This window comes from Streptomyces sp. NPDC041122 (genome assembly GCF_055592445.1).
On sequence record NZ_JBVIYQ010000003.1, the window covers coordinates 205,135 to 226,872 of the forward strand.

Consider the following 21,738-nt stretch of genomic DNA (forward strand, 5'->3'; position numbering starts at 1 on the left):
TCCGAAGGGCAGGGGGCCGGCGGTTCGAGGCGAACTCAGTGCGCGTCGGCGATGTGCTGCGTGCCGATGCGCTTGCGGAACACCCAGTACGTCCACGACTGGTAGAGCAGCACGACGGGCGTCGCGACACCCGCGCACCACGTCATGATCTTCAGCGTGTACGGGCTCGACGAGGCGTTGGTGACCGTGAGGCTCCACTCGTCGTTCAGCGACGACGGCATGACGTTCGGGAAGAGCGTCAGGAAGAACATCGCGACGGCCGCCGCGATCGTGATCCCCGACAGCGCGAACGACCAGCCCTCGCGCCCGATCCTGATGGCCGCGATGGCCCCGACCAGCGCGATCACGGCCACGGCCATGGCGACCAGGCTCTTGCCGTCGCCCTTGTCGGCCTGCGTCCAGATCAGGAACCCGAGCGCGAGCACGGCCGTGACGAGCCCGAGGCCAAGAGCCATCTTCCGGGCCCGCATCCGGATGTCGCCCACCGTCTTGAGGGCGGCGAAGACCGCGCCGTGGAAGGTGAACAGCGTCAGGGTGACGAGGCCGCCCAGGATCGCGTACGGGTTGAGCAGGTCGCCGAAGCTGCCCACGTACTCCTTGTGGGCGTCGATCTTGACGCCGCGCACGATGTTGCCGAAGGCCACGCCCCACAGCAGCGCCGGGATCAGCGAGGTCCAGAAGATCGCGTGCTCCCAGTTGGTCTGCCAGCGCTCCTCGGGCCGCTTGGCGCGGTACTCGAAGGCGACGCCGCGCACGATCAGGCAGATCAGGATGATCAGGAGCGGCAGGTAGAAGCCGGAGAAGAGCGTCGCGTACCACTCGGGGAAGGCGGCGAAGGTCGCGCCGCCCGCCGTGAGCAGCCACACCTCGTTGCCGTCCCAGACGGGGCCGATGGTGTTGATGAGCACCCGCTTCTCGACCCGGTCACGGGCGAGCAGCTTGGTGAGGACCCCCACCCCGAAGTCGAAGCCCTCCAGGAAGAAGTAGCCGATCCACAGGACGGCGATCAGTACGAACCAGACGTCGTGAAGTTCCATGTCCCTGTCGCTCCTTCCTTCAGTACGAGAAGGCCATCGGCCGGTCGGCGTCGGTGTCCTGGCCGGAATCGGAGCCGGAGCCACCGCCCGACCCGGGTCCGCCGATCCTGGTCGGCGGGTTGAGGTCCGCCTCGGTCAGCTCGGGCGGGCCCTTCCTGACGTACTTGAGCAGCAGCTTCACCTCGATCACGGCGAGGATCGCGTAGATCAGCGTGAACCCGATCAGTGAGGTGAGCACCTCGCCCTGCGAGACGCCGGGGGAGACCGCGTCCTTGGTGCGCAGGACTCCGTAGACCACCCAGGGCTGACGTCCCGTCTCGGTGAAGATCCAGCCCCAGGCGGTCCCGATGAGGGGGAAGATCAGCGTCCACTGCGAGAGCCGCCACCACCACGAGCCGAGCCGTGGCGCGAGCTCCTTGTTCTTGGTGAGCATCAGCTTGGGCACGTCGTCCTCGCCGGTGCGGTGCTCCGGCGCGAGCCAGAACTTCTTGCGGGTCAGCCACAGGCCCACGGTGCACAGGGCCATCGAGACCCCGCCGAAGCCGATCATCCAGCGATAGGACCAGTAGGCGGTGGGGATGTTGGGCCGGTAGTCGCCGGGCCCGAACTTCTCCTGCGCCTGCTTGTTGAGGTCGTTGATGCCGGGGATCTCGGCGCTGAAGTTGTTCTTGGCGAGGAAGGAGAGGACGCCCGGTACCTCTATGGCGACGTCGTTGTGGCCCTTGGCGACGTCTCCGTACGCGAAGAGCGAGAACGGCGCCGGCTTCTCCGACTCCCAGAGCGCCTCGGCGGCCGACATCTTCATCGGCTGCTGCTCGTACATGACCTTGCCGAGGGTGTCGGCGCTGACCACGGTGAGCAGCGTGCCGGCGAACGCGGCGACCAGGCCGAGCCGCAGCGACGTCCGCATGGTGCGCACGTGCTGCTTCTTGCGCAGGTGGAAGATGGCGATGCCGGTCATGAAGGCGCCGCCTACCAGGACGGCCGCCGAGATGACGTGGAAGAAGTTGACGAGCGTCGTCTCCTGGAAGAGCACCTTGGAGAAGTCGGTGAGCTCCGCGCGCTTGGTGCCGTCGCGCTCCACGATCTTGTAGCCGACCGGGTGCTGCATGAAGCCGTTGGCGGCGATGATGAAGTACGCCGACAGGACGGTGCCGATCGAGACGATCCAGATCGTGGCGCAGTGCAGCTTCTTCGGCAGCTTGTCCCAGCCGAAGATCCACAGGCCGATGAAGGTCGACTCGAAGAAGAAGGCGATCAGCGCCTCGAACGCGAGCGGCGCCCCGAAGACGTCACCGACGAAGCGCGAGTAGTCGGACCAGTTCATGCCGAACTGGAACTCCTGGACGATGCCGGTGACGACACCCATCGCGATATTGATCAGGAACAGCTTTCCCCAGAACTTGGTCGCTCTGAGGTAGTGCTCCTTGCCCGTCCGCACCCATGCCGTCTCAAGGATCGCCGTGAGGGCGGCGAGCGAGATCGTCAGGGGGACGAACAGGAAGTGGTAGACGGTCGTGATGCCGAACTGCCATCGCGCCAGGGTTTCCGGCGCCAGAGCCAGGTCCACTGCCTTCTCCTTACTCACCGCGGGTCAGAAGACACTTTGCGTCTTTTGTCCCGCTGATCTCCGGATGAACCGGGACACGCTTGTGAACGCGTTCACATTCACAAGCATTATGTCGTACGGGCTGTCGATCTCCGAACGGGGGGTCCCCCTAAAACGCGAGGAGGCCCCGGACCGTCGTCCGGGGCCTTCCCCATCTCTTCAACATATTGTTGAATCCGCGTCATGCAGACGCAGATACGGATCTCCTGGCCCGCCGGACACCTGACCGCCACGCTCGAGGACACCCCGACCGCCCAGGCCCTGGGCAAGGTCCTGCCGCTCAGCTCCACCGCCCACACCTGGGGCGAGGAGGTGTACTTCGACACGGGCGTCAGCGTCCCGCGCGAGGGCGGTGCCCAGCAGGTCGTCGAGCCCGGCACGGTCGCCTTCTGGACGGACGGCGACGCCCTCGCCCTCCCCTACGGCCCGACGCCGATCTCGCGGGGCGAGGAGTGCCGCCTCGCGAGCCCGTGCAATGTCCTCGGCCGCCTGGACGGCGACGCCCGCCTGCTCGCCACGGTGCGCAGCGGCGACCCCATCCGGGTCGAGGCCGTCGAGGACTGACGGGGGCCTGCGGAAGGCCTCCGCAAGCTACCCCGGCTACCGGCTACAGCTCCTTGCGGAAGGCCTCCGCCGCCTGCAGGAAGACGTCGTTGGCCTCGGTCTCGCCGATCGTCGCCCGCATTCCCTCACCGGCGAACGGCCGTACGACCACACCGGCCTGCTCACACACCGCCGCGAAGTCCAGGGTCCGGTCCCCGAGCCGCAGCCACACGAAGTTCGCCTGCGTCTCGGGCACCGTCCAGCCCTGGGCGCGCAGCCCCTCCACCACGCGGCTGCGCTCGGCGACGAGCGAGCCGACCCGGCCCATCAGCTCGTCCTCGGCGCGCAGCGACGCCACCGCGGCGTCCTGCGCCAGCTGGCTCACGCCGAAGGGCACCGCCGTCTTGCGCAGCGCGGCGGCCACCGGCTCGTGGGCGATGGCGAAACCGACGCGCAGCCCCGCGAGGCCGTACGCCTTCGAGAACGTGCGCAGCACACAGACGTTCGGGCGGTCGCGGTAGATCTCGACGCCGTCCGGCACCTCAGGGTCGCGGATGAACTCGCGGTAGGCCTCGTCGAGGACGACCAGCACGTCACGGGGGACCCGGTCCAGGAACCGCTCCAGCTCCGCCCTGCGGACCACGGTGCCGGTGGGATTGTTGGGGTTGCAGACGAAGATGAGTCGCGTGCGGTCGGTGATGGCGTCCGCCATCGCGTCGAGGTCGTGCACCTCGCCGTCCGTCAGCGGCACCCGCACCGACGTCGCGCCGCTGACCTGGGTGATGATCGGGTACGCCTCGAAGGACCGCCAGGCGTAGATCACCTCGTCACCCGGGCCAGAGGTGGCCTGCAACAGCTGCTGGGCGACACCGACGGAACCGGTGCCCGTGGCGATGTGCGAGACGGGCACCCCGAACCGCTCGGCCAGCTCGCTCATCAGGCCCGTGCAGGCCATGTCGGGGTAGCGGTTGAAGGAGCCGGCCGCGGCGAGCGCGCTCTCCATCACGCCGGGCAGCGGCGGGTAGGGGTTCTCGTTCGAGGACAGCTTGTAGGCCACAGGACCGCCGGCCGCCGCGGGCTTGCCCGGCTTGTAGGTGGGGATCCCCGCCAGCTCGGCGCGCAGCCTCGGGTTCGTCTCGCTCACCGCAGTCCTCCTCGTAGCCCGGCACAACCAGTTCGAATACTGCTTACCTTATGAGGATTCCGCCCCGCTGCGAATGGCCTCCCGGCATCGGCGTACGAACGATCCGGCATTGCCGCACGCACCTCACGAGCCCCTGGCCTGCGCCCTGGCCCGCCCCTTCTCACCGCACAGCCCCCTCCGGCCCCCTTCCGCGCGAAGGCGTACGCACGACAGGGGGCGCCCAGTGCTCCCCCGTGCGCCGGTGGCTCGCTCCGTGGCGCGCGTCCCCCGTGAAGGTGAGTTGAGACCTCTTCGAGACCTGCCCCACTTGGCAGGCTCATGCGCGACGATCAGGGGCAGCTACCCGTCGGCCCCGCCAACTGCCTTCCGTTCCAAGGTCATTGGCGGTCGCTGGCCATGCAGAAACGTGCCTGTCAACGAGTGAATATGCGCCCCTGCTACCCACCCCCATGAGCCCTACTATCGGGTCGCCATGACAGCAGCAGGGAAGCATCAGGTGAGCCGAGCGGAGACCGCACGCCGGGGCAACCGGCAAAGTCGAGCGGGCATCAGAGACGTCGCCGCCGCCGCCGGTGTCTCCATCACGACTGTCTCCGACGCCCTCAACGGCAAGGGTCGGCTGCCCGACGCCACCCGACGCCACGTCCGCGAGGTCGCAGAACGGCTGGGCTACCGCCCGTCCGCGGCGGCCCGCACGCTCCGTACCGGCAAGTCAGGACTCATCGGCCTGACCGTGACGACGTACGGGGATGAACCTTTCACCTTCACCGAGTTCGCCTACTTCGCCGAGATGGCCAGAGCCGCCACCTCAGCGGCACTCGCCCGGGGATACGCCCTGGTCATCCTGCCCGCCACCTCACGCCGCAGCCCCGTCGACGTGTGGTCGAACGTCGCCCTCGACGGCACCGTCGTCGTCGACCCCTCCGACCACGATCCCGTGGTCAGCGAACTGGTCCGGCAGGGCCTGCCGGTGGTCTCCGACGGCCGCCCGGCGGGTTCCCTCCCGGTCACCGCCTGGGTCGACAACGACCACGAGGCGGCCGTCCTGGAGATCCTCGACCACCTCGCCGCGGCCGGCGCCCGCCGGATCGGCCTCCTCACCGGCACCACCACCGACACGTACACCCACCTCTCCACCACCGCCTATCTGCGCTGGTGCGAACGCGTCGGCCAGGATCCGGTCTACGAGTCCTACCCCGCGCACGACCCGTGCGCGGGCGCCGTCGCCGCCGACCGGCTGCTCGCCAGGCCCGACCGGCCCGACGCCGTCTACGGCCTCTTCGACCCCAACGGCACCGACCTGCTCGCCGCCGCCCGGCGGTACGGCCTGCGCGTCCCCGACGACCTGCTGCTCGTCTGCTGCAGCGAGTCCACGGTGTACGCCACCACGGAGCCGCCCATCACCACGCTGTCGCTCAAACCGCGGCGGATCGGCACGGCGGTCGTCCAGCTCCTCATCGACGCCATCGAGGGCCTGGATTCGGGCCGGCCCGTCGAGCAGGTGATACCGACCGAACTGATCGTGCGCACCTCGTCCGAGCGACGTCCCCCGCGCACGACGGTCAGCCCGCCCCGCTCGCCCGGCCACGGCTGACCGCTCCCGCCCGAGCACCCGGCCCCGGGCAGAGGCCGACTTCCTTTCCCCGCCCGGGGGGAAATCAGGGGAGAACCTCTGCCCAATTCGGGAGAAATCCACGGTGAACCGCGGTCCGGAACCGATTCACCACCCCTGGTGCACCACACAGCGGGAGCCGCATTCCTATGATGGGCGGACGACACCGCGGGCCGCTGCGACCAGGCAGTCCGATCTCGGTGCAGATGCGGCGCAATGGTGGTGGAGGGGTCGATGACTCAGGGGGCCGGTCAGGGACCCGATGTGCGGACGGCGACGCTGCGCGACTTCCGCGTACCGGCGTACGTCCATGAGACGGCCGGCCCCGGCCCGGTGAGCCCCGGCGCGCCCGGTGAGGCGCCGGGCGGCGACGTGGCGGTCGAGGGGCCGGGTGACGGCTACACCCCGACCCAGCGCGACCTGCCGGTCATCAACCGGGGCGACACCGTCCAGGTGCAGGTGCAGGTCATGCCGGAGCCTCCGCAGCCGCCGCCCGGCGACGAGCACGGACCGCTGTTCGTCGTCGGCGACGTGCACGGATATCTGGACGAGCTCGTCGCGGCCCTCCAGGAGCAGGGCCTTCTCGACGCCGACGGCAACTGGGCCGCGGGCAACGCGCGCCTGTGGTTCCTCGGCGACTTCACCGACCGCGGGCCCGACGGCATCGGCGTCATCGACCTCGTGATGCGGCTGTCCGCCGAGGCCGCCGCCGCCGGCGGCTACTGCAAGGCGCTGATGGGCAACCACGAGCTGCTCCTGCTCGGCGCCAAGCGCTTCGGCGACACCCCCGTCAACTCCGGCGCGGGCACCGCCACCTTCCAGGCGGCCTGGCTGCTCAACGGCGGGCAGAAGTCCGACATGGAGCGCCTGGAGGACCACCACCTGCAGTGGATGGCCCGCCTGGACGCGATGGAGGAGGCCGACGGCCACCTGCTCGTGCACTCCGACACGACCGCCTACCTGGATTACGGCGATTCGATCGAGGCGGTGAACGACACCATCCGGGAGACCCTCACCCGCAACGACGCCGACGAGTGCTGGGACCTCTTCCGCAAGTTCACCAAGCGCTTCGCCTTCCGCGACGAGTCGGGCCCCTCGGCCGCCCGCGAACTCCTGGACGTCTTCGGCGGCACCCGCATCGTCCACGGCCACAGCCCCATCCCCTACCTCCTGGGCGACGTCGGCTCCGAGGACGAGTCGGACGGCGGCGGCCCCGTCATCGAGGGTCCGCACGTCTACGCCGACGGCCTGGCCATCGCCATGGACGGCGGAGTGACCATGGCCGGAAAGCTACTGGTCCGCCAACTCCCCCTGGGTATCTGAGCGTTATTCGGGCAGGCGCCCCTCTACACGATCACGCTGGCCAGGGGGGCAATTTCCGGAAACCCCCTGTCACCGCGCGCGGTCACGGCTCTACCATCGGCTTATCCGTAGCAGGCTCCCCTCCGTTTCTGCCCAACGGCTCGTAGCCATGCGAGCCTCAGCCCTACGGAGCATCGGGGGATGCACATGAACAGCGCTCCACACCTGCTCAATGAGGACCGCCCCGAGTACGAGCGGATCCTCGACGAGGCGCTGCGCACCGCACCTGACCGTCCTGAACTCGCCGCAGTGGGCCAGCGGCTCAACACCGAACAACTGCGCACCATGGCCCTGAACGCGACAGCACTGATCACGGCCGCGGCAGCGGCCGAGTACGCGCACTACGTGCAGGTTCGCGAGGAGTTGCGCGAACCTCGACCGACGTCCACATCGATCCGTGAAGGGAACGGACAGAGCGCCGCGGAGTCGGGCTCCGGCGGCCTCAGCCTCGCCACCACGATGGGCGAGGTGGCGGAACCGGCGGCAGCGGGAGCCGGGGCGATCGCCGTCGTCGCGGTCCTCGCACCCGTCCTCGCCGGGGCGGCCGCCGCGATCTTCCTGCTCGTCGGCTACATCCTGAAGATGCTCACCCCGGAGCCCGCCTTCGCGGACACCCTGCTCACCGTGGGCTGGCTGTTCGGCGCGCTCACCGCCGGGGGCATCCTGGTCGCGGCGGTCGGTCTGCTCCTGACCGCGCTGCGCAACGGCTCCACCTCACTCCAGGCAGGACTGCACGGCGAGCGGTACGAGGAGGTGTCCCGCGCCAGGGAGGACTGGGGGCGGGCGCTCCTCGAACGCGGCGTCGTGCCGTTCCTCCGGGAGGCGCTGACGGACCCGGGCGCGGCTCCCGCCGCCCGGACGTCGGCGGCGGGCTCCGGGGCCGGAGCGGGGGCCTCCGGCGGTCACGGCCGGATGCCCCAACTCGGCTATCACCGGCCGGGGTTCAGCAGCCCGGACGGCGGCTCGGCCGCGGGTCCGCGGCCGAGCTACTCGAGCCCCGACTTCTCCAGCCCCGACTTCGGCGGGCCCGACCACAAGCCGGAGTAGCGGGCCCGGTCCCGCTGCCGAAGCGTCGCCGCCGGTGAGCGGCGACGCTCGGGGTCGGCATCCCGGAGCGGTGCCGTCCAAGTCCGGGCCGGTCGCGCAGGGGAGGCGCGCCGACAACGACAGGCGGGCGGTCCGCCCTGCGCGGAGCACGCGGAGCACGGTGGCGGACCGCCCGATGGGTTGGTCAGTTGGTCAGTCGGCGATCGGCAGATAGACCCGGTTGCCCGCCGCGGCGAACTCCTTGGACTTCTGCTCCATCCCCGCCTCGATGTCCGCCTCACCGAGGTCGCCGCCGTGCTGACGCCGGATGTCCTGCGAGATCTTCATGCTGCAGAACTTCGGCCCGCACATCGAGCAGAAGTGCGCCGTCTTGGCGGGCTCGGCCGGCAGCGTCTCGTCGTGGAACTCCCGTGCCGTGACCGGGTCGAGGGCCAGATTGAACTGGTCCTCCCAGCGGAACTCGAAGCGCGCGTCCGAGAGCGCGTCGTCCCAGTCCTGCGCACCCGGATGGCCCTTGGCGAGGTCCGCCGCGTGCGCCGCGATCTTGTACGTGATGACTCCGGTCTTCACGTCGTCCCGGTTGGGCAGGCCCAGGTGCTCCTTGGGCGTGACGTAACAGAGCATCGCCGTGCCCCACCAGCCGATCATCGCGGCGCCGATGCCGGAGGTGATGTGGTCGTAGGCGGGCGCGATGTCCGTGGTCAGCGGACCGAGCGTGTAGAACGGCGCCTCCTCGCAGATCTCCTGCTGAAGGTCGATGTTCTCCTTGATCTTGTGCATCGGGACGTGCCCGGGGCCCTCGATCATCGTCTGTACGTTGTGACGCTTGGCGATCGTGTTGAGTTCCCCGAGCGTCCGCAACTCGGCGAACTGCGCCTCGTCGTTGGCGTCCGCGATCGACCCGGGCCGCAGCCCGTCACCCAGCGAGTACGTCACGTCGTACGCCGCGAGGATCTCGCAGAGCTCCTCGAAGTGCTCGTAGAGGAAGCTCTCCTTGTGGTGCGCCAGGCACCAGGCCGCCATGATCGAACCGCCGCGCGAGACGATGCCGGTCTTGCGGCGCGCGGTGAGCGGGACGTACGGAAGGCGCACGCCCGCGTGCACCGTCATGTAGTCCACGCCCTGCTCGGCCTGCTCGATGACCGTGTCCTTGTAGATCTCCCAGGTCAGCTCCTCGGCCTTGCCGTCGACCTTCTCCAGGGCCTGGTAGAGCGGCACGGTGCCGATCGGCACGGGGGAGTTGCGCAGCACCCACTCGCGGGTGGTGTGGATGTTGCGGCCGGTGGACAGGTCCATGACCGTGTCGGCGCCCCACTTGGTCGCCCACGTCATCTTGTCCACCTCCTCCTCGATGGACGAGGTGACCGCGGAGTTGCCGATGTTGGCGTTCACCTTCACCAGGAACTTCTTGCCGATGATCATCGGCTCGATCTCCGGGTGGTTGACGTTCGCCGGGATCACCGCGCGCCCCGCGGCGACCTCGGCCCGCACCACCTCGGGGTCGAGGTTCTCGCGTATCCCGATGAACTCCATCTCGGGCGTGATCTCGCCGCGGCGCGCGTACGCGAGCTGCGTGACCGCCTGCCCCTCGCGGGCGCGGCGCGGCTGACGGGGGCGGCCGGGGAAGACCGCGTCGAGGTTCTTGAGACCACCTCGCGGCGAGGTGTGCTTGAGACCGTCGTCCTCGGGCCGGAGCGGCCGTCCGACGTACTCCTCGGTGTCGCCGCGGGCGATGATCCAGTTCTCCCGCAGCGGCGGCAGACCGCGGCGGACGTCGGTCTCGGCCGACGGGTCGGTGTACGGACCTGAGGTGTCGTACAGGGTGACGGCCTTGCCGTTGGTGAGGTGCACCTGGCGGACCGGCACGCGCAGGTCGGGGCGTGAACCCTCGACATACGCCTTGTGCCAGCCGATGGACTTCCCGGCCTCGTCAGCTGCGGCGGTGCTGTTGTCGCTGCTGGAGGCAGGCGTGCGTGCGTCCGATGTGGTCATGAGACCTACTCCCTACGCCGGCATTACCCGGTAACAGGTTCGGCGGTCGACGCAGCGGATCCCGTACGGCTCGTGCACGTTCGTGCCGGTTCGTACGGAGGTCAGCGCCCTCTCAGCCCGGTGCTCCGAGCTCCCGCGATTGCAAAGGTGGCTCCACGCTAGCGTCATCTCGGGCGCGCTGAACAGAGGGCCCCCTCTGTTCTTGCGATGATCGGGCAGTGACCACCACAGAGCCGCCGCTCCCGCCCCCGTCCGGACGACCCGGCCCCGTCCCGCCCGACCGCCGCGCATCCGAAGGCCACGAGAGCGGAAGCCACCGGCCCGAAGGCCACGGGGACGGAGGTCACGCGGACGGAGGCCATGGGCACGGAGGGCACCATGGGCATGGCGGACACGGCGGACACGGCGGGCACGGCCACTCACACAGTCACGGTCCGGCCGCCCCCGTCTCCCAGCATCTGCGCAAGGTCATCGCCGCGGTCCTGATCCCCTTCGCCGCCGCGGTCGTCGTGGGCTTGGCGGTGCTGTGGCCGGGAGGCACGCCCGGTCACGAGCGCACCGGCGTCGGCTTCGACCGGCAGACCCAGTCGGCGAAGGTCACGAAGATCCAGGAACTCCCCTGCAAGGACCTCAACCCCTCGCAGACCCCGCCGAACGGCGACACCTCCACCGCCGAAGGCCAGTCCGCACAGTCCCGGGCGGCGGGCACCTGCAAGCGGGCGACGGTCGAGGTCACCAGCGGCGACGACCAGGGCCGCACCTTCACCGAGATCATCCAGCCGGACTCCCCCCGGCAACTGAAGCAGGGTCAGAAGGTGGTGGTCGCCTACGAACCCAAGGCCCCCGAAGGCCTCCAGTACTCCGTCACCGACGTGAACCGCAAGCTCCCCATGGCCCTGCTCGCCGGCATCTTCGCCCTCGCCGTCGTCGTGGTGGGTCGGCTGCGCGGCGTGATGGCCTTGGTCGCCCTCGCCATCAGCTTCCTGGTGCTCACCTTCTTCATCCTGCCGGCCATCCTGCAGGGCTCGAATCCGCTGGTGGTGGCGGTGATCGGGGCGAGCGCCATCATGCTGATCGCGCTCTATCTCTGCCACGGCCTCACGGCCCGTACGTCGGTCGCGGTGCTCGGCACGCTCATCTCCCTCCTCCTGATCGGTCTTCTCGGCTCCCTCTTCATCGGCTGGGCCTCGCTGACCGGCAACACGGACGACAACACCGGCCTCATCCATGGCCTGTACCCGTCCATCGACATGAGCGGCCTCCTTCTCGCGGGCGTCATCATCGGCTCGCTCGGCGTCCTCGACGATGTGACGGTCACCCAGACCTCCGCCGTCTGGGAACTGCACCAGGCCAACCCGACGATGGGCTGGCGCGGCCTCTACCGGGCGGGCATCCGCATCGGCCGCGACCACATCGCCTCGGTCGTCAACACCCTGGTCCTCGCCTACGCGGGCGCCGCACTGCCCCTGCTTCTGCTCTTCTCCATCGCCCAGTCCAGCGTGGGCACGGTGGCCAACAGCGAACTGGTCGCCGAGGAGATCGTGCGTACCCTCATCGGCTCGATCGGCCTGGTCGCCTCGGTGCCGGTGACGACCGCGCTGGCCGCCCTGGTCGTCTCGGCGGACCGCACATCCGGATCGGGGAGCGGTGCGGCTTCCGGCCTGCGCTTCGGTGCGGGGGTTGGTGGTGCGGGGGTTGGTGGTGCCGGAGTTGGTGGTGCCGGGGTTGGTGGCGCGGGTGTTGGTGGCGCGGGTGTTGGGGCTACTGGAGTCGGGGCCAGTGGTGGGGCCGGTGGCGGTGTCGGGGCCGGTCCGGGGGTCGGTTCGGGCGCGGGTGTCGGTTCCGGCTCGGGGGTGGGGACCGGCTCGGAGGTGGGGGCCGGCTCGGAGGTGGGCGCCGGTATTCCGCGGCCCTCGCGCGGCGGCAAGGGACGTCGTCGCAAGCGCTGACCATTTCGCGCCAATCCCGATGCCATGAAATGCACCAAAATGCCACCTGGGCAGCGCAGTTGACCTTGAGCGTCAGCCCGCGTTCTGCTCCTCGGCGAGGATCCTGTCGAGCGCCTCGTCGAGATGGGTGTCGAAGCCGGCGAGCGCCCGCTCCTGTCCGAGCGGCACCAGCTTGTCCGTGCGGTCGAGGAAGGCGAGCAACGGCGGAATGCCCGCCCGGAACAGCGCCTGATCCGCGCCGACCTGAAGCCTGATCAGCACCTCGTCGAGCTTCGCGGAGTCGGTGGGCTTCACCCGTACGTCGCCGTCCCCACTCGGCCTGCCCACTCCGTCGATGAGCAGCTCCCGCCCGAACGTCCAGGTCACCGGGGCGTCCCCCGGCAGATGGAACGTCAGCCGCACGGCATAGGGGTCGCCCATCTCGTAGTGCAGCTCCACCGGGATGCGGAACGACAGCTCCTCGGACACAAGGAAGCTCATCATGACCTCTGCCTGAACCGTCTCGCCCATCCCGCCCTACCCCGTCGCATCGCCCGCAAGGAGCCAGGAACCAACTTCCCGACACCCCTGGCATCTTGCTTAACGTACAGGGCAGATCACAAGGAGTGAGTTTTCAGATGCTGATAGAGAAGGCGAGTGTCCCTAGTAGCTTTCCGATCTCACGCTGCAGCCGGTGGGCTGCGGGCAGCAGCCGATCGGCTTGATAGGAGGGAACAGAAATGGCCATGGTAGCCGCGGTGTCACCGGCAGTGATCGGAATCGCCGCACAGACCGTGCCGAGCGCGTACTCCTGCCGCTCCACCACGGGTTGCATTCGTTCCCGCGCGTCGAGCCGCCGGACGAACGCACGGTCGTCGCGGACCGAATAGCGCGTGATCGACTGCACGGGATACCGGTCCAGATGGTCCTTGCGTGCCGCGTCGTCCAGTTGACCCAGCAGACACTGACCGATCGCGTGGGCGTGGCCCGTCTCCCGGAAGTCCGCCCACTCCTCGACAGCCGGATTCCCCGGGGTGTCCGCGATGGCGACGACGTCGATCTCGCCCTCGCGGTAGACGGCGAAGTACACAGGGACGCCGATGGTGTCCCGCCAGTGCGCCAATGCCTTGTCGATGGCTCCGCGCCGGTTCTGCTGGGCTCCGCTTCCGCCCAGCCGCTCGGCGGCCTCGCCGAGCACGAACACTCCCTTCTCCCGGCGCAGATAGCCCTCATGGGCCAGAGTGCGCAACAAGTGGTACGCCGTGGGGAGGGCGAGTCCCGCCTCCCGGGCCAACTGCTTTGCGGGCGCCCCGCCTTGGTGCGAGGCGGCGGCTTCCAGCAACCGCATCGCCCGCTGCACGGAGCCGATGAGGGTCGGCCCGACGGCAGCGGAGACGTCGTCGGACGGTGAAGTGACGGCATCAACAACCGGCGGCATGGTGTTGTCGACCGCGTCCAAGGTTCACTCCCGAAGCGCGTGAAGGGTCCGCCCGTGCCCGGAGTAGCGAGGGAGGGACCGTGCACGTGCGCCCGTCCGCGGATATCGAGCCCGCGTCGGATTCCGGACTCTAATCCTTGGCCTTCGCCCTACGGAGCCGCACGGGAAAACTTCCCCCGCCCGAGGGAACCCCGCCACGGGAGCCGGCCGACGGGTGAACCCGGGAGATCACCAGTCGCTGCGGGACGAGGACGAGCCGGATATGAACTTCCGTACGACATAGATGAGTCCACCGACCAAGGCTACGAATATCAGCGCCTTGAAGAGCAGGGCGACCACGAATCCGACCACAGCCGCTATCACGCCGCCGAACACGACGAGTGCGATGAGGGGTATCGCCACCCACTTCACCCACCACGGCATTCCCGCAAAGATCTCCTTCGCTGCCATCGTCCTTACCTCTCTCTGCTCTGTCCGCGCTTCCGCGCTCTGCCCGCACTTCGCGCTCTTCGCGCTCTTCGCCTCGGTGCGGTTTCCTGAATCTCCGCAGGTTCCTGGCGTCTTGCATTCGATGCTAGGGCGCCGAAGGGCGCAACGGGGGCCTCGGACCCCTTGCCGTCCCCTGATCCGACCCTGAGGGAACCCCGAGGTCGCAGCCCTGAAGAGGTCACCCCACAGAGGGAGAGCCCGCAGAGGGAAAGCTGGCAGGAGGATTTACGCGCCGCGGAGGGAGCTCAGGATTCGGGCGGAGAGAAGACGACGAGCACCCGCAGGTCTTCGCTGATGTGGTGGAACTTGTGGGCCACCCCGGCCGGCACATAAATGACGCTGCCCCGTGCCACCTGCGTGGTCTCCATGCCGACCGTGATCGAGGCACGACCACTGACGACCATGTACACCTCGTCCTGGCGGTGCGGTTGCTGCGGGTCGGCCTCGCCGGCGTCCAGCGCGTACAGCCCGACCGACATGTTCCGCTCACGCAGGAACTGCAGATACGCACCGTCGTTCGCGGCGCGCTCCGCTTCCAGCTCGTCCAGTCGGAATGCCTTCATCGCTCCCGCACACCCCTCGCTGATGCCTGCTGACCGACCTTTGTCCGCCGCTGTCTGCCACGATCACACACATGAAGAATTTTGTAGTCAAGACGATCGCCAACGCCGCGGCCCTGGCTGTCGCCGTGTGGCTGCTCGACAAGATCACCCTGACCGGCGACAGCACGGGCAAGAAGGTGGGCACGCTCATCGTCGTCGCCCTGCTCTTCGGCCTGGTGAACTTCCTGGTCAAGCCGGTGGTCAAGGTCCTCACCTTTCCCCTGTTCATCCTGACGCTCGGCCTGATCACCCTCGTCGTCAACGCTCTGATGCTGTTGCTCACGTCGTGGCTGGCCGACAAGTTCGACGTCAGTTTCCATGTCGAGGGCTTCTGGACCGCCGTGCTGGGCGGCCTGATCATCTCGATCGTGTCCTGGGCGTTGAACGTGGTGCTCCCCGACGACGACTGATCGGATGCGGTGACCGAGAGCGCGCGACCAAGAGCGGGTGACCGCGTGCGAGCACTCTTGCTCGGGAGCACCTCGTGGGAGCACCTCCCGGGAGCACCTCGTGCGAGGCGCTCGAACGCTCGTCGCGTTCTGGCGTTCGAGGCGTGTCGGAGAATGGGGGAGACGGCGAGCGAGATCCTGCCAGGCGCCAGGTCGGGTGCTTGGTCGGGCGCGGGGCGGGCGCTTGGTCGGGCGCCGAGCAGCCTGCTCGGCGTCGTACATGAACGTGTGAGCAGTGGAGAGGCGGCGGCATGACGGACGCGGGACCCATGGGTGACGGTGCGGCACGCATCGGCGACGGCACGCGAGCAGTGCGGGCCGGGCTGCCCGAGCCCGTGAAGCACGAGCCGACACTGCCCGGCCCCGTCTTCGCCGCGCATTTCCACCTGCCCGGCGACCCGACGGGCGGGTACGCCTACGGGCGCGACGACAACCCCACCTGGACGCACCTGGAGCGCGCCATCGGCGAGCTCGAAGCGCCCGACGGTGGCCCGGACGCCGTCCCGGACGTCGAGACGCTGGTCTTCGCCTCCGGGATGGCCGCGATCTCGGCCGTGCTGTTCTCGCAGCTGCGCGCCGGTGACGCGGTGGTTCTGCCGGACGACGGCTATCAGGTGCTGCCGTTGGTCCGGGAGCAGCTCACGGCCTACGGCATCGAGGTGCGCACCGCGCCGACCGGCGGCGACGCCCAGCTCGACGTTCTCGACGGCGCCAAGCTGCTGTGGATCGAGACGCCCTCCAACCCCGGCCTCGACGTGTGCGACGTGCGGCGGCTCGCCGAAGCGGCACACGCGCGGGGCGCGCTTGTGGCCGTCGATAACACCTTGGCCACCCCTCTCGGGCAGCGTCCCCTGGAGCTCGGCGCCGACTTCGCGGTCGCCAGCGGCACCAAGATGCTCACCGGCCACGGCGACATCCTCCTGGGATACGTCGCCTGCCGTGACGCCGAGTTGACCGCCTCCGTGCGGCAGTGGCGCAAGCTCGTCGGGGCGATTCCGGGGCCGATGGAGGCCTGGCTCGCCCATCGCTCGCTCGCCACGCTGCAGCTGCGCGCGGACCGGCAGAACGCGAACGCCCTGGCCCTCGCCGAGGCGCTGCGCGCCCGCCCCGAGGTGTCGGGGCTGCGCTACCCCGGGATGCCCGACGACCCCTCGCACAAGATCGCCGCCCAGCAGATGCGGCGCTTCGGGTGCGTGCTCTCCTTCACGCTGCCCTCGCGCGCGCGTGCGGAGCGGTTCCTCGACGCACTGCGCCTGGTCGACGACGCCACGAGCTTCGGCAGCGTGCGGTCCACGGCCGAGCGCCGCCGGCGGTGGGGCGGCGACGCCGTTTCCGAGGGCTTCATCCGCTTCTCCGCGGGCGCCGAGGACTCCGGCGACCTGGTGGCGGACGTACTGCGGGCGCTGGAGGAGTCGGCCGACGCGACCGGCTGACCCCGCGGGGCAACCCTCGCGTCGCCATGGCGACTGCGCACAACGAACGGTCCGAGCCTCCCCCCCTCGTGGCTCGGACCGTTCCGGTTCCACGCGCGCAGAACCGTGCACACAAGGCTAGTTGACCCTGCGTCAGTGTCCCATCACGAGGACACATCCATGCGCCCGATGGGGGCGCCGCAGGCCCGCGATGTTTCACGTGGAACAGTCCGGGCCACATTCCCCCCATGACCGTCCGACCCGTGGTCAAGCGCACCGCACGCGCCGTCCTGCTGGACGGAGACGACCTGATCCTGATCAAGCGCACCAAGCCCGGCGTCGATCCGTACTGGGTCACCCCAGGCGGCGGCGTCGAGGTGGAGGACGCTTCCGTCGTGGACGCGCTCCACCGAGAGGTCCACGAGGAACTCGGCGCCAAGATCACCGACGTCGTGCCCTGTTTCGTCGACACCGTGGAGCACATCGGCGAGGACGGTGGCGCAACCGGCGTGAAGGTGCAGCACTTCTTCGTCTGCCGGCTGGAGTCCATGGACACCAGCCGTCGACACGGCCCCGAGGTCGAGGAACCGTGCGGCGAGTACGAGATCGTGCATGTGCCGTTCACGCGGGTCGGCATCGCCTCGGTCCATCTCGTACCGCTGTCCCTGCGGCACTACCTGGACGGCAACATCGAGGGCGTGCGCGCGATGCACGCCCCCGATCTCGGCTGACGGCCGACCTCGACTGATCCGCTGGGCGTCCCGATCCGTTCCTCGGCTAGTTCGCCGCCATCAGTTCCTCGATGGCGTCGTGACGGATCCTGCCGTCCGGAATGCCGATGTCCCGCAGCGCGTCCACTCCGTTGCGGATCATGCCGGGCGGCCCCGAAAGGTACGCGTCGAACTCGTCCCACGGCCCGTACTCGCGCACCGCGTCCGGCAGCTGGGCCCGCTGGTCGACGACGGCACGCACGGCCAGCCACGGGTGGGACTGCTGCAGCCGCAGCATCGTGTCGATGTCGTACAGGTCGTGATCGGTGCGGGCGCCGTAGAACACCTCGACCGGGCGGCGCCTGCCGTGTTCGGCGACGTCCTCGACCAGGGCCTTGATGGGCGCGATACCCGTGCCGCCGCCCAGGCAGAGCAGGCCGCTGTCGGTGGTGTGGTCCACGGTCATCGAGCCGGTGGGCGAGCCGAGGCGCAGGACGTCACCGGGACGGGCATGGTGCACCAGGGCATTGGAGACCCAGCCGGCCGGTACGGCCTTGACGTGGAACGACAGCAGCCCGTCCGCTCGCGGAGCCGACGCGAAGGAGTAGTTACGCCAGATCCGCGGCCACCAGGGGGTCTCCAGGCTGGTGTACTGCCCGGCGAGGAAGGGGTACGGCTGGTCGGGGCGGACCGTGACGACGGCTATGTCCGGGGTCCTCAGCTCGTGCGAGACGACCTCTGCGAACCACCAGGCGGGAGCGCGCAGTTCGTCCTCGGCCGCCGCGTCGATCATGGTCTGGGAGATCGTCGTGTACGTCCGGACCCAGGCGGCCTCGGTCTCGTCGTCCCAGACGGCGCTCGCGTACCGGCTCAGCGAGCCGATCAGGCACTCGCCGACCGCCGGATAGTGCTCGGGCTGCGTGCCGTACTTGCGGTGTCCGCGCCCGAGGTTCTTGAGGTACGAGACGAGGACGTCGGTGTTGTCGATGTGCTCGGCCGCGGTCAGCAGCGCCTTGAGGATCCGGTCCCGCTGCGTGTCCATCGCCGCGGGGAACAGGGCGCGCAGGTCCGGGTGACGGGTGAAGAGCAGTGCGTAGAAGTACGAGGTGACCTTGTCCGCCACGGGCCCTATCTCAGCCATCGTGCGCTGCACCAGCACCGCGTCGGGCGACGCCTTCCGTGAGGGCGACGGCGTCGGGGCGGTGATGGGGGGCGAGGCCGGCTGGGGCTGGGGCGGCGGCGCCGGAGAAGCCGGAGCCGCGGCTATTCGCTCGTCCACTGACGTCGCTGCGGGCGCCGCTGCGGGTGTTGCGGTAGGTGTTGCGGCAGGCGGCGTTGCGCCGGAGGCCGCGATCGGACCGGCCTCGGTACCGGACGACGCTTCGGACGCCTCGGCCGGGTGGGCATGCCCCTCGGAGGGGCCGCCGGAAGCGTCCGGCCTGTGCCGTGCGCCCTCCTCCTCCTGCTGCGGAGGTCTGCGCGGAGTGAACCAGCCGCCTCCGTCACCGGAAGTGCCGTCATCCGCCGACGTGGTGGTCGGAGCGTCCATGCTGTGCCTCGCCTCGAACATCTCTCTGTCGGTCTGTGCACTTCCTTACTGGAAGCTGCCTGCTTTCCCCGCTCTGCCTCGACGGCCCTTACGGCCACATTGAACCCCGGCGTCCCGGACCCTACGGACAAGTAGGTCGAGAATGTGACATTGCCCGCAGTCATCTCACCGCAGCATCCCATTTGCCGCCGCCGTGACAGCCGCATAACGGAAAGTCCGAGTTCTGGATCTCTCCACGCCGTTAGGCTTCATTGCCCTGCGCGTGCACTCCCTGGAGTGCCGCGTGTACCCCCGGGGTGCGAAGAGACGCACCGGGTACGACCTTGATCGACCTTACCGGCAGCCGTCGAACACACAAGCCCCTCTACCCCTCGTCCGGAATTCCACCGCTCTGACTGTGCATTGCCGATAATTACCGGTCGTGCCGAACCAATTCGTACGCCTTACGTAGATCCCGCCCGACATAAGAGTGGGTGGCCAGGCTCACCAGACGTTGATCCGCATTGACGGCCACAGAAACGGGCACCGCGCCGAACAACTCCAGGTCGGAGAGCGAGTCGCCGTACGCGACACAATCGCTCCGCTCCAGTCCGAACTCTCCACAGAGCTGGTCGGCGACCTTCACCTTGGCCGCGGCGTCGAGGAGGCCCGTCGGGTCGACGGGCCGGGTGAACGGCACGGCCGGGAAGACTGAGCCGTGCGCGGCATGCGCGCCCCACCCGGTGAGCCGCTCGACGAAGAACGACGGCGAGAGGGAGATCACCGCGCAGTACTCCCCGTTCTCCCGGATCGCGGCCCAGGTCTCCTGGATGCCGGAGAGCCACGGTGCCCCGTCGAAGGCGGCCGTGACGTGGGCGTCGGTGAGTTCCGCCCACAGGACGTGCACCCGTGCCGCGTACTCCGGTGAGCCGATCAGCCCAGCCACGAAGTCCCGCTCCAGCTCGGCGATCTCAGCGTCGAGGCCTAGCTGACGGGATATCTCCACGGGCGCCGCCGTGCCGTGCAGCAGCGTCCCGTCCAGGTCGAAGAGGTGTAGGCGTGCCATGTGCGCCGAGGCTAGTGCCCGCGACGGCTCCCGCTGCCACACACCCCTCCCCTCCGCATCCCAGCCTTCCCCGCTCGACATCGTGTTTCACGTGAAACGTCGCGCCGCTGGACGCACTTGCTCCGTGGCCAAAAGCACCGTGCTTCTCTCCACAAACAGGTGGACGCCAAGGATGAACGTCCGACAGCCTGAACCAGGTGTCGACACCTTCCCTCTCCGCCCTGCCCATCCGCCGACTGACGCTCCGCGACCTGCCGGCCTGCGCCGACCTGTCCGAAGACCGGGGCTGGCCGCGTGAAGAACACAAGTGGGGCCTGCTCCTGTCGGCCGGCACGGGGTACGGCATCGACGACCCCGACGGCAACGGCCTGATCGGCGCCTATGTGGTGACCCGGTACGGCGCTACGGAGCGCCCCGACCTCGCGGCCATCGGCATGGTCCTCGTCGCCGAGCGGTACGCCCGGCGGGGCATCGGCCGCCGCATGATGCAGAACGCCGTCGAGGAGGCGGGCACCACTCCGCTGACCCTCCACGCGACGCCGTTCGGCCGTCCGCTGTACGAACAGCTCGGGTTCGAGGCGATCGGCCGGGCCGAGATGGTCATGGGCCACCTGGTTCCCGCGGGCCCCCTGCCCGACATCGCCACCCGGCCGGCCACCTCGGAAGACCTGACCGCCATCCTCCGGCTCGACACCGAAGTCTTCGGCCATGACCGGATGCACGTCATCACCCGGCTGCCCGCCTTCACCGACCAGCTCAGAGTCGCCGAGACCGACGGAGAAATCGTCGGCTACGCGGGTGCCTGGCCCAACATGGAGACCCATGTCGTGGGCCCGCTCATCGCCCGGGACACCGGGACCGCCCAGGCCCTGATCGCCGCACTCGGCGCCGGCACCGACCGCCCGGTGCGCACCGACATCGACGCACGGCACACGGAGCTGCTGGCGTGGGCGAAGGAAAGCGGGCTCGCGCACGTCGCCGACAACGACGTGATGGCGTACGGAGTGCCGGAGCTCCCGGGTGACTGGACCCGACGCTTCGCACCGCTGACGGTCGCCGCCGGCTGAGCCGGTCGCGTCGGCCCGGCACCAGACGCGGAGCCCGGCCCAGGTCACGCGAGAGAGGCCCGCCCACGGGGTTCGTTTCCCGGGGGCGGGCCTCTCTCGTACGCCGTCCATATGTGCTGCTCTACGTGCCCTACGTCCGGCGTGCCCTGTGCTCTGCACGCCTTGTGCTCTGGACGCCCTGTGCTCTGGACGCTTTACGCGAGGGCCTCCACGGCCGTCGTTGCGAAGCCGTGGTCCTGCTCGGGCGCGCCCCCGCCGACGCCGACGGCGCCGATCAGTCGGCCGTCACGGTGGACCGGAATCCCGCCCGCGATGAAGAGCAGTGGGCGGTCGAGGGCGGTGGGCAGGGTGTGGAAGAGGCCGCCGGGCTGGACGGCGTCGACCAGGTCGGCGGTGGGCGTGTTCAGCTGCAGGGCGGTGTACGCCTTGCGGGTGCTGGTCTCGCCGGAGATCAGCACGGCCCGGTCGTCCCGCCGGAAGGCGAGGAGGTGACCGCCCGCGTCCAGGACGGTGACGCTGACGGTGACGTCGGCGGCCTCGGCGGCGCGGCGGGCCGCGGTGACGAGAACCTCGGCATCCTCGATGGTCAGCGGGGCGACGGGGGTGGTGGTCATGAGGGGATCTCCTTGCGAGGTGCGTGGTGCGAGGTGGTGCGGTACCGGTGGCCCGGTGGATGTCGGGAGGTCGGGCGACACCGGGGATT

Annotated in this window: 20 protein-coding genes; 9 read left to right on the forward strand and 11 right to left on the reverse strand. The window is 69.3% G+C overall.

Annotated elements, in window-relative coordinates:
* Positions 1-35: 35 nt before the first annotated feature.
* A complete protein-coding gene (cydB, locus tag ACZ6B8_RS13255; RefSeq protein WP_471607302.1) occupies positions 36-1,037 on the reverse strand; it encodes a cytochrome d ubiquinol oxidase subunit II in 1,002 nt (333 codons plus the stop codon).
* Between the two features lie 19 nt (positions 1,038-1,056).
* The gene (locus ACZ6B8_RS13260; protein ID WP_471607303.1) at positions 1,057-2,607 is read right to left on the reverse strand and encodes a cytochrome ubiquinol oxidase subunit I; all 1,551 of its coding nucleotides are present in this window, start codon (positions 2,605-2,607) and stop codon (positions 1,057-1,059) included.
* A gap of 222 nt (positions 2,608-2,829) precedes the next feature.
* On the opposite strand from ACZ6B8_RS13260, the gene ACZ6B8_RS13265 reads away from it, so the two are divergent.
* Positions 2,830-3,210, forward strand: coding sequence for a cyclophilin-like fold protein (locus ACZ6B8_RS13265; RefSeq protein WP_471088420.1), 381 nt, complete (start codon positions 2,830-2,832; stop codon positions 3,208-3,210).
* A 43-nt stretch (positions 3,211-3,253) separates the two neighbouring features.
* On the opposite strand, the gene hisC is transcribed toward ACZ6B8_RS13265, so the two are convergent.
* The gene (hisC, locus tag ACZ6B8_RS13270; protein ID WP_471607304.1) at positions 3,254-4,333 is read right to left on the reverse strand and encodes a histidinol-phosphate transaminase; all 1,080 of its coding nucleotides are present in this window, start codon (positions 4,331-4,333) and stop codon (positions 3,254-3,256) included.
* A 472-nt stretch (positions 4,334-4,805) separates the two neighbouring features.
* Between hisC and ACZ6B8_RS13275 the strand changes: the two genes are divergently transcribed.
* The 3 genes from ACZ6B8_RS13275 to ACZ6B8_RS13285 all read left to right on the forward strand — a co-directional run bounded on the left by ACZ6B8_RS13275 (position 4,806) and on the right by ACZ6B8_RS13285 (position 8,354).
* On the forward strand, positions 4,806-5,927 hold the full coding sequence (locus ACZ6B8_RS13275) for a LacI family DNA-binding transcriptional regulator (protein ID WP_471088424.1): 1,122 nt from the start codon (positions 4,806-4,808) through the stop codon (positions 5,925-5,927).
* Between the two features lie 237 nt (positions 5,928-6,164).
* Positions 6,165-7,268: a metallophosphoesterase gene (locus ACZ6B8_RS13280; RefSeq protein WP_471088786.1), complete on the forward strand. Its 1,104-nt coding sequence runs from the start codon at positions 6,165-6,167 to the stop codon at positions 7,266-7,268.
* Positions 7,269-7,448: 180 nt separating this feature from the next.
* Positions 7,449-8,354: a hypothetical protein gene (locus tag ACZ6B8_RS13285; protein ID WP_471088426.1), complete on the forward strand. Its 906-nt coding sequence runs from the start codon at positions 7,449-7,451 to the stop codon at positions 8,352-8,354.
* 192 nt (positions 8,355-8,546) lie between these two features.
* Here the strand turns inward: ACZ6B8_RS13285 and thiC are convergent, their stop codons facing one another.
* Positions 8,547-10,346 (reverse strand): phosphomethylpyrimidine synthase ThiC, encoded by a 1,800-nt coding sequence (gene thiC / locus ACZ6B8_RS13290; RefSeq protein ID WP_469250722.1) that lies wholly within the window; start codon positions 10,344-10,346, stop codon positions 8,547-8,549.
* 218 nt (positions 10,347-10,564) lie between these two features.
* Between thiC and ACZ6B8_RS13295 the strand changes: the two genes are divergently transcribed.
* Positions 10,565-12,295, forward strand: a complete 1,731-nt coding sequence (locus ACZ6B8_RS13295) for a YibE/F family protein (RefSeq protein ID WP_471607305.1) — start codon at positions 10,565-10,567, stop codon at positions 12,293-12,295.
* Between the two features lie 72 nt (positions 12,296-12,367).
* On the opposite strand, the gene ACZ6B8_RS13300 is transcribed toward ACZ6B8_RS13295, so the two are convergent.
* The 4 genes from ACZ6B8_RS13300 to ACZ6B8_RS13315 form a co-directional block, all read right to left on the reverse strand.
* The gene (locus ACZ6B8_RS13300) at positions 12,368-12,805 is read right to left on the reverse strand and encodes an SsgA family sporulation/cell division regulator (RefSeq protein WP_471088431.1); all 438 of its coding nucleotides are present in this window, start codon (positions 12,803-12,805) and stop codon (positions 12,368-12,370) included.
* A gap of 103 nt (positions 12,806-12,908) precedes the next feature.
* Positions 12,909-13,622, reverse strand: coding sequence for an IclR family transcriptional regulator (locus tag ACZ6B8_RS13305; protein WP_471607558.1), 714 nt, complete (start codon positions 13,620-13,622; stop codon positions 12,909-12,911).
* A gap of 318 nt (positions 13,623-13,940) precedes the next feature.
* The gene (locus tag ACZ6B8_RS13310) at positions 13,941-14,162 is read right to left on the reverse strand and encodes a DUF5326 family protein (RefSeq protein WP_471088433.1); all 222 of its coding nucleotides are present in this window, start codon (positions 14,160-14,162) and stop codon (positions 13,941-13,943) included.
* 284 nt (positions 14,163-14,446) lie between these two features.
* Entirely contained in the window at positions 14,447-14,764 is a 318-nt protein-coding gene (locus ACZ6B8_RS13315) for a cupin domain-containing protein (RefSeq protein WP_355814360.1), read from the reverse strand.
* A 71-nt stretch (positions 14,765-14,835) separates the two neighbouring features.
* Here ACZ6B8_RS13315 and ACZ6B8_RS13320 point away from each other — a divergent pair, with 71 nt between their 5' ends.
* The 3 genes from ACZ6B8_RS13320 (at position 14,836) to ACZ6B8_RS13330 (ending at position 17,395) form a co-directional block, all read left to right on the forward strand.
* A complete protein-coding gene (locus ACZ6B8_RS13320) occupies positions 14,836-15,213 on the forward strand; it encodes a phage holin family protein (protein ID WP_355814358.1) in 378 nt (125 codons plus the stop codon).
* A gap of 290 nt (positions 15,214-15,503) precedes the next feature.
* Positions 15,504-16,685: a cystathionine gamma-lyase gene (locus ACZ6B8_RS13325; protein ID WP_471607306.1), complete on the forward strand. Its 1,182-nt coding sequence runs from the start codon at positions 15,504-15,506 to the stop codon at positions 16,683-16,685.
* Between the two features lie 227 nt (positions 16,686-16,912).
* Positions 16,913-17,395, forward strand: coding sequence for an NUDIX domain-containing protein (locus ACZ6B8_RS13330; protein ID WP_471088437.1), 483 nt, complete (start codon positions 16,913-16,915; stop codon positions 17,393-17,395).
* A gap of 46 nt (positions 17,396-17,441) precedes the next feature.
* Here ACZ6B8_RS13330 and ACZ6B8_RS13335 read toward each other — a convergent pair whose 3' ends face one another.
* Both ACZ6B8_RS13335 and ACZ6B8_RS13340 read right to left on the reverse strand, forming a co-directional pair.
* Positions 17,442-18,944 (reverse strand): globin domain-containing protein, encoded by a 1,503-nt coding sequence (locus tag ACZ6B8_RS13335; protein ID WP_471088439.1) that lies wholly within the window; start codon positions 18,942-18,944, stop codon positions 17,442-17,444.
* A gap of 391 nt (positions 18,945-19,335) precedes the next feature.
* The gene (locus ACZ6B8_RS13340) at positions 19,336-19,968 is read right to left on the reverse strand and encodes an HAD family hydrolase (protein ID WP_471607307.1); all 633 of its coding nucleotides are present in this window, start codon (positions 19,966-19,968) and stop codon (positions 19,336-19,338) included.
* A 197-nt stretch (positions 19,969-20,165) separates the two neighbouring features.
* Between ACZ6B8_RS13340 and ACZ6B8_RS13345 the strand changes: the two genes are divergently transcribed.
* Positions 20,166-21,035 (forward strand): GNAT family N-acetyltransferase, encoded by an 870-nt coding sequence (locus tag ACZ6B8_RS13345; protein WP_471088443.1) that lies wholly within the window; start codon positions 20,166-20,168, stop codon positions 21,033-21,035.
* A gap of 194 nt (positions 21,036-21,229) precedes the next feature.
* On the opposite strand, the gene ACZ6B8_RS13350 is transcribed toward ACZ6B8_RS13345, so the two are convergent.
* The gene (locus tag ACZ6B8_RS13350; RefSeq protein ID WP_471607308.1) at positions 21,230-21,649 is read right to left on the reverse strand and encodes a GlcG/HbpS family heme-binding protein; all 420 of its coding nucleotides are present in this window, start codon (positions 21,647-21,649) and stop codon (positions 21,230-21,232) included.
* Positions 21,650-21,738 lie beyond the last annotated feature (89 nt).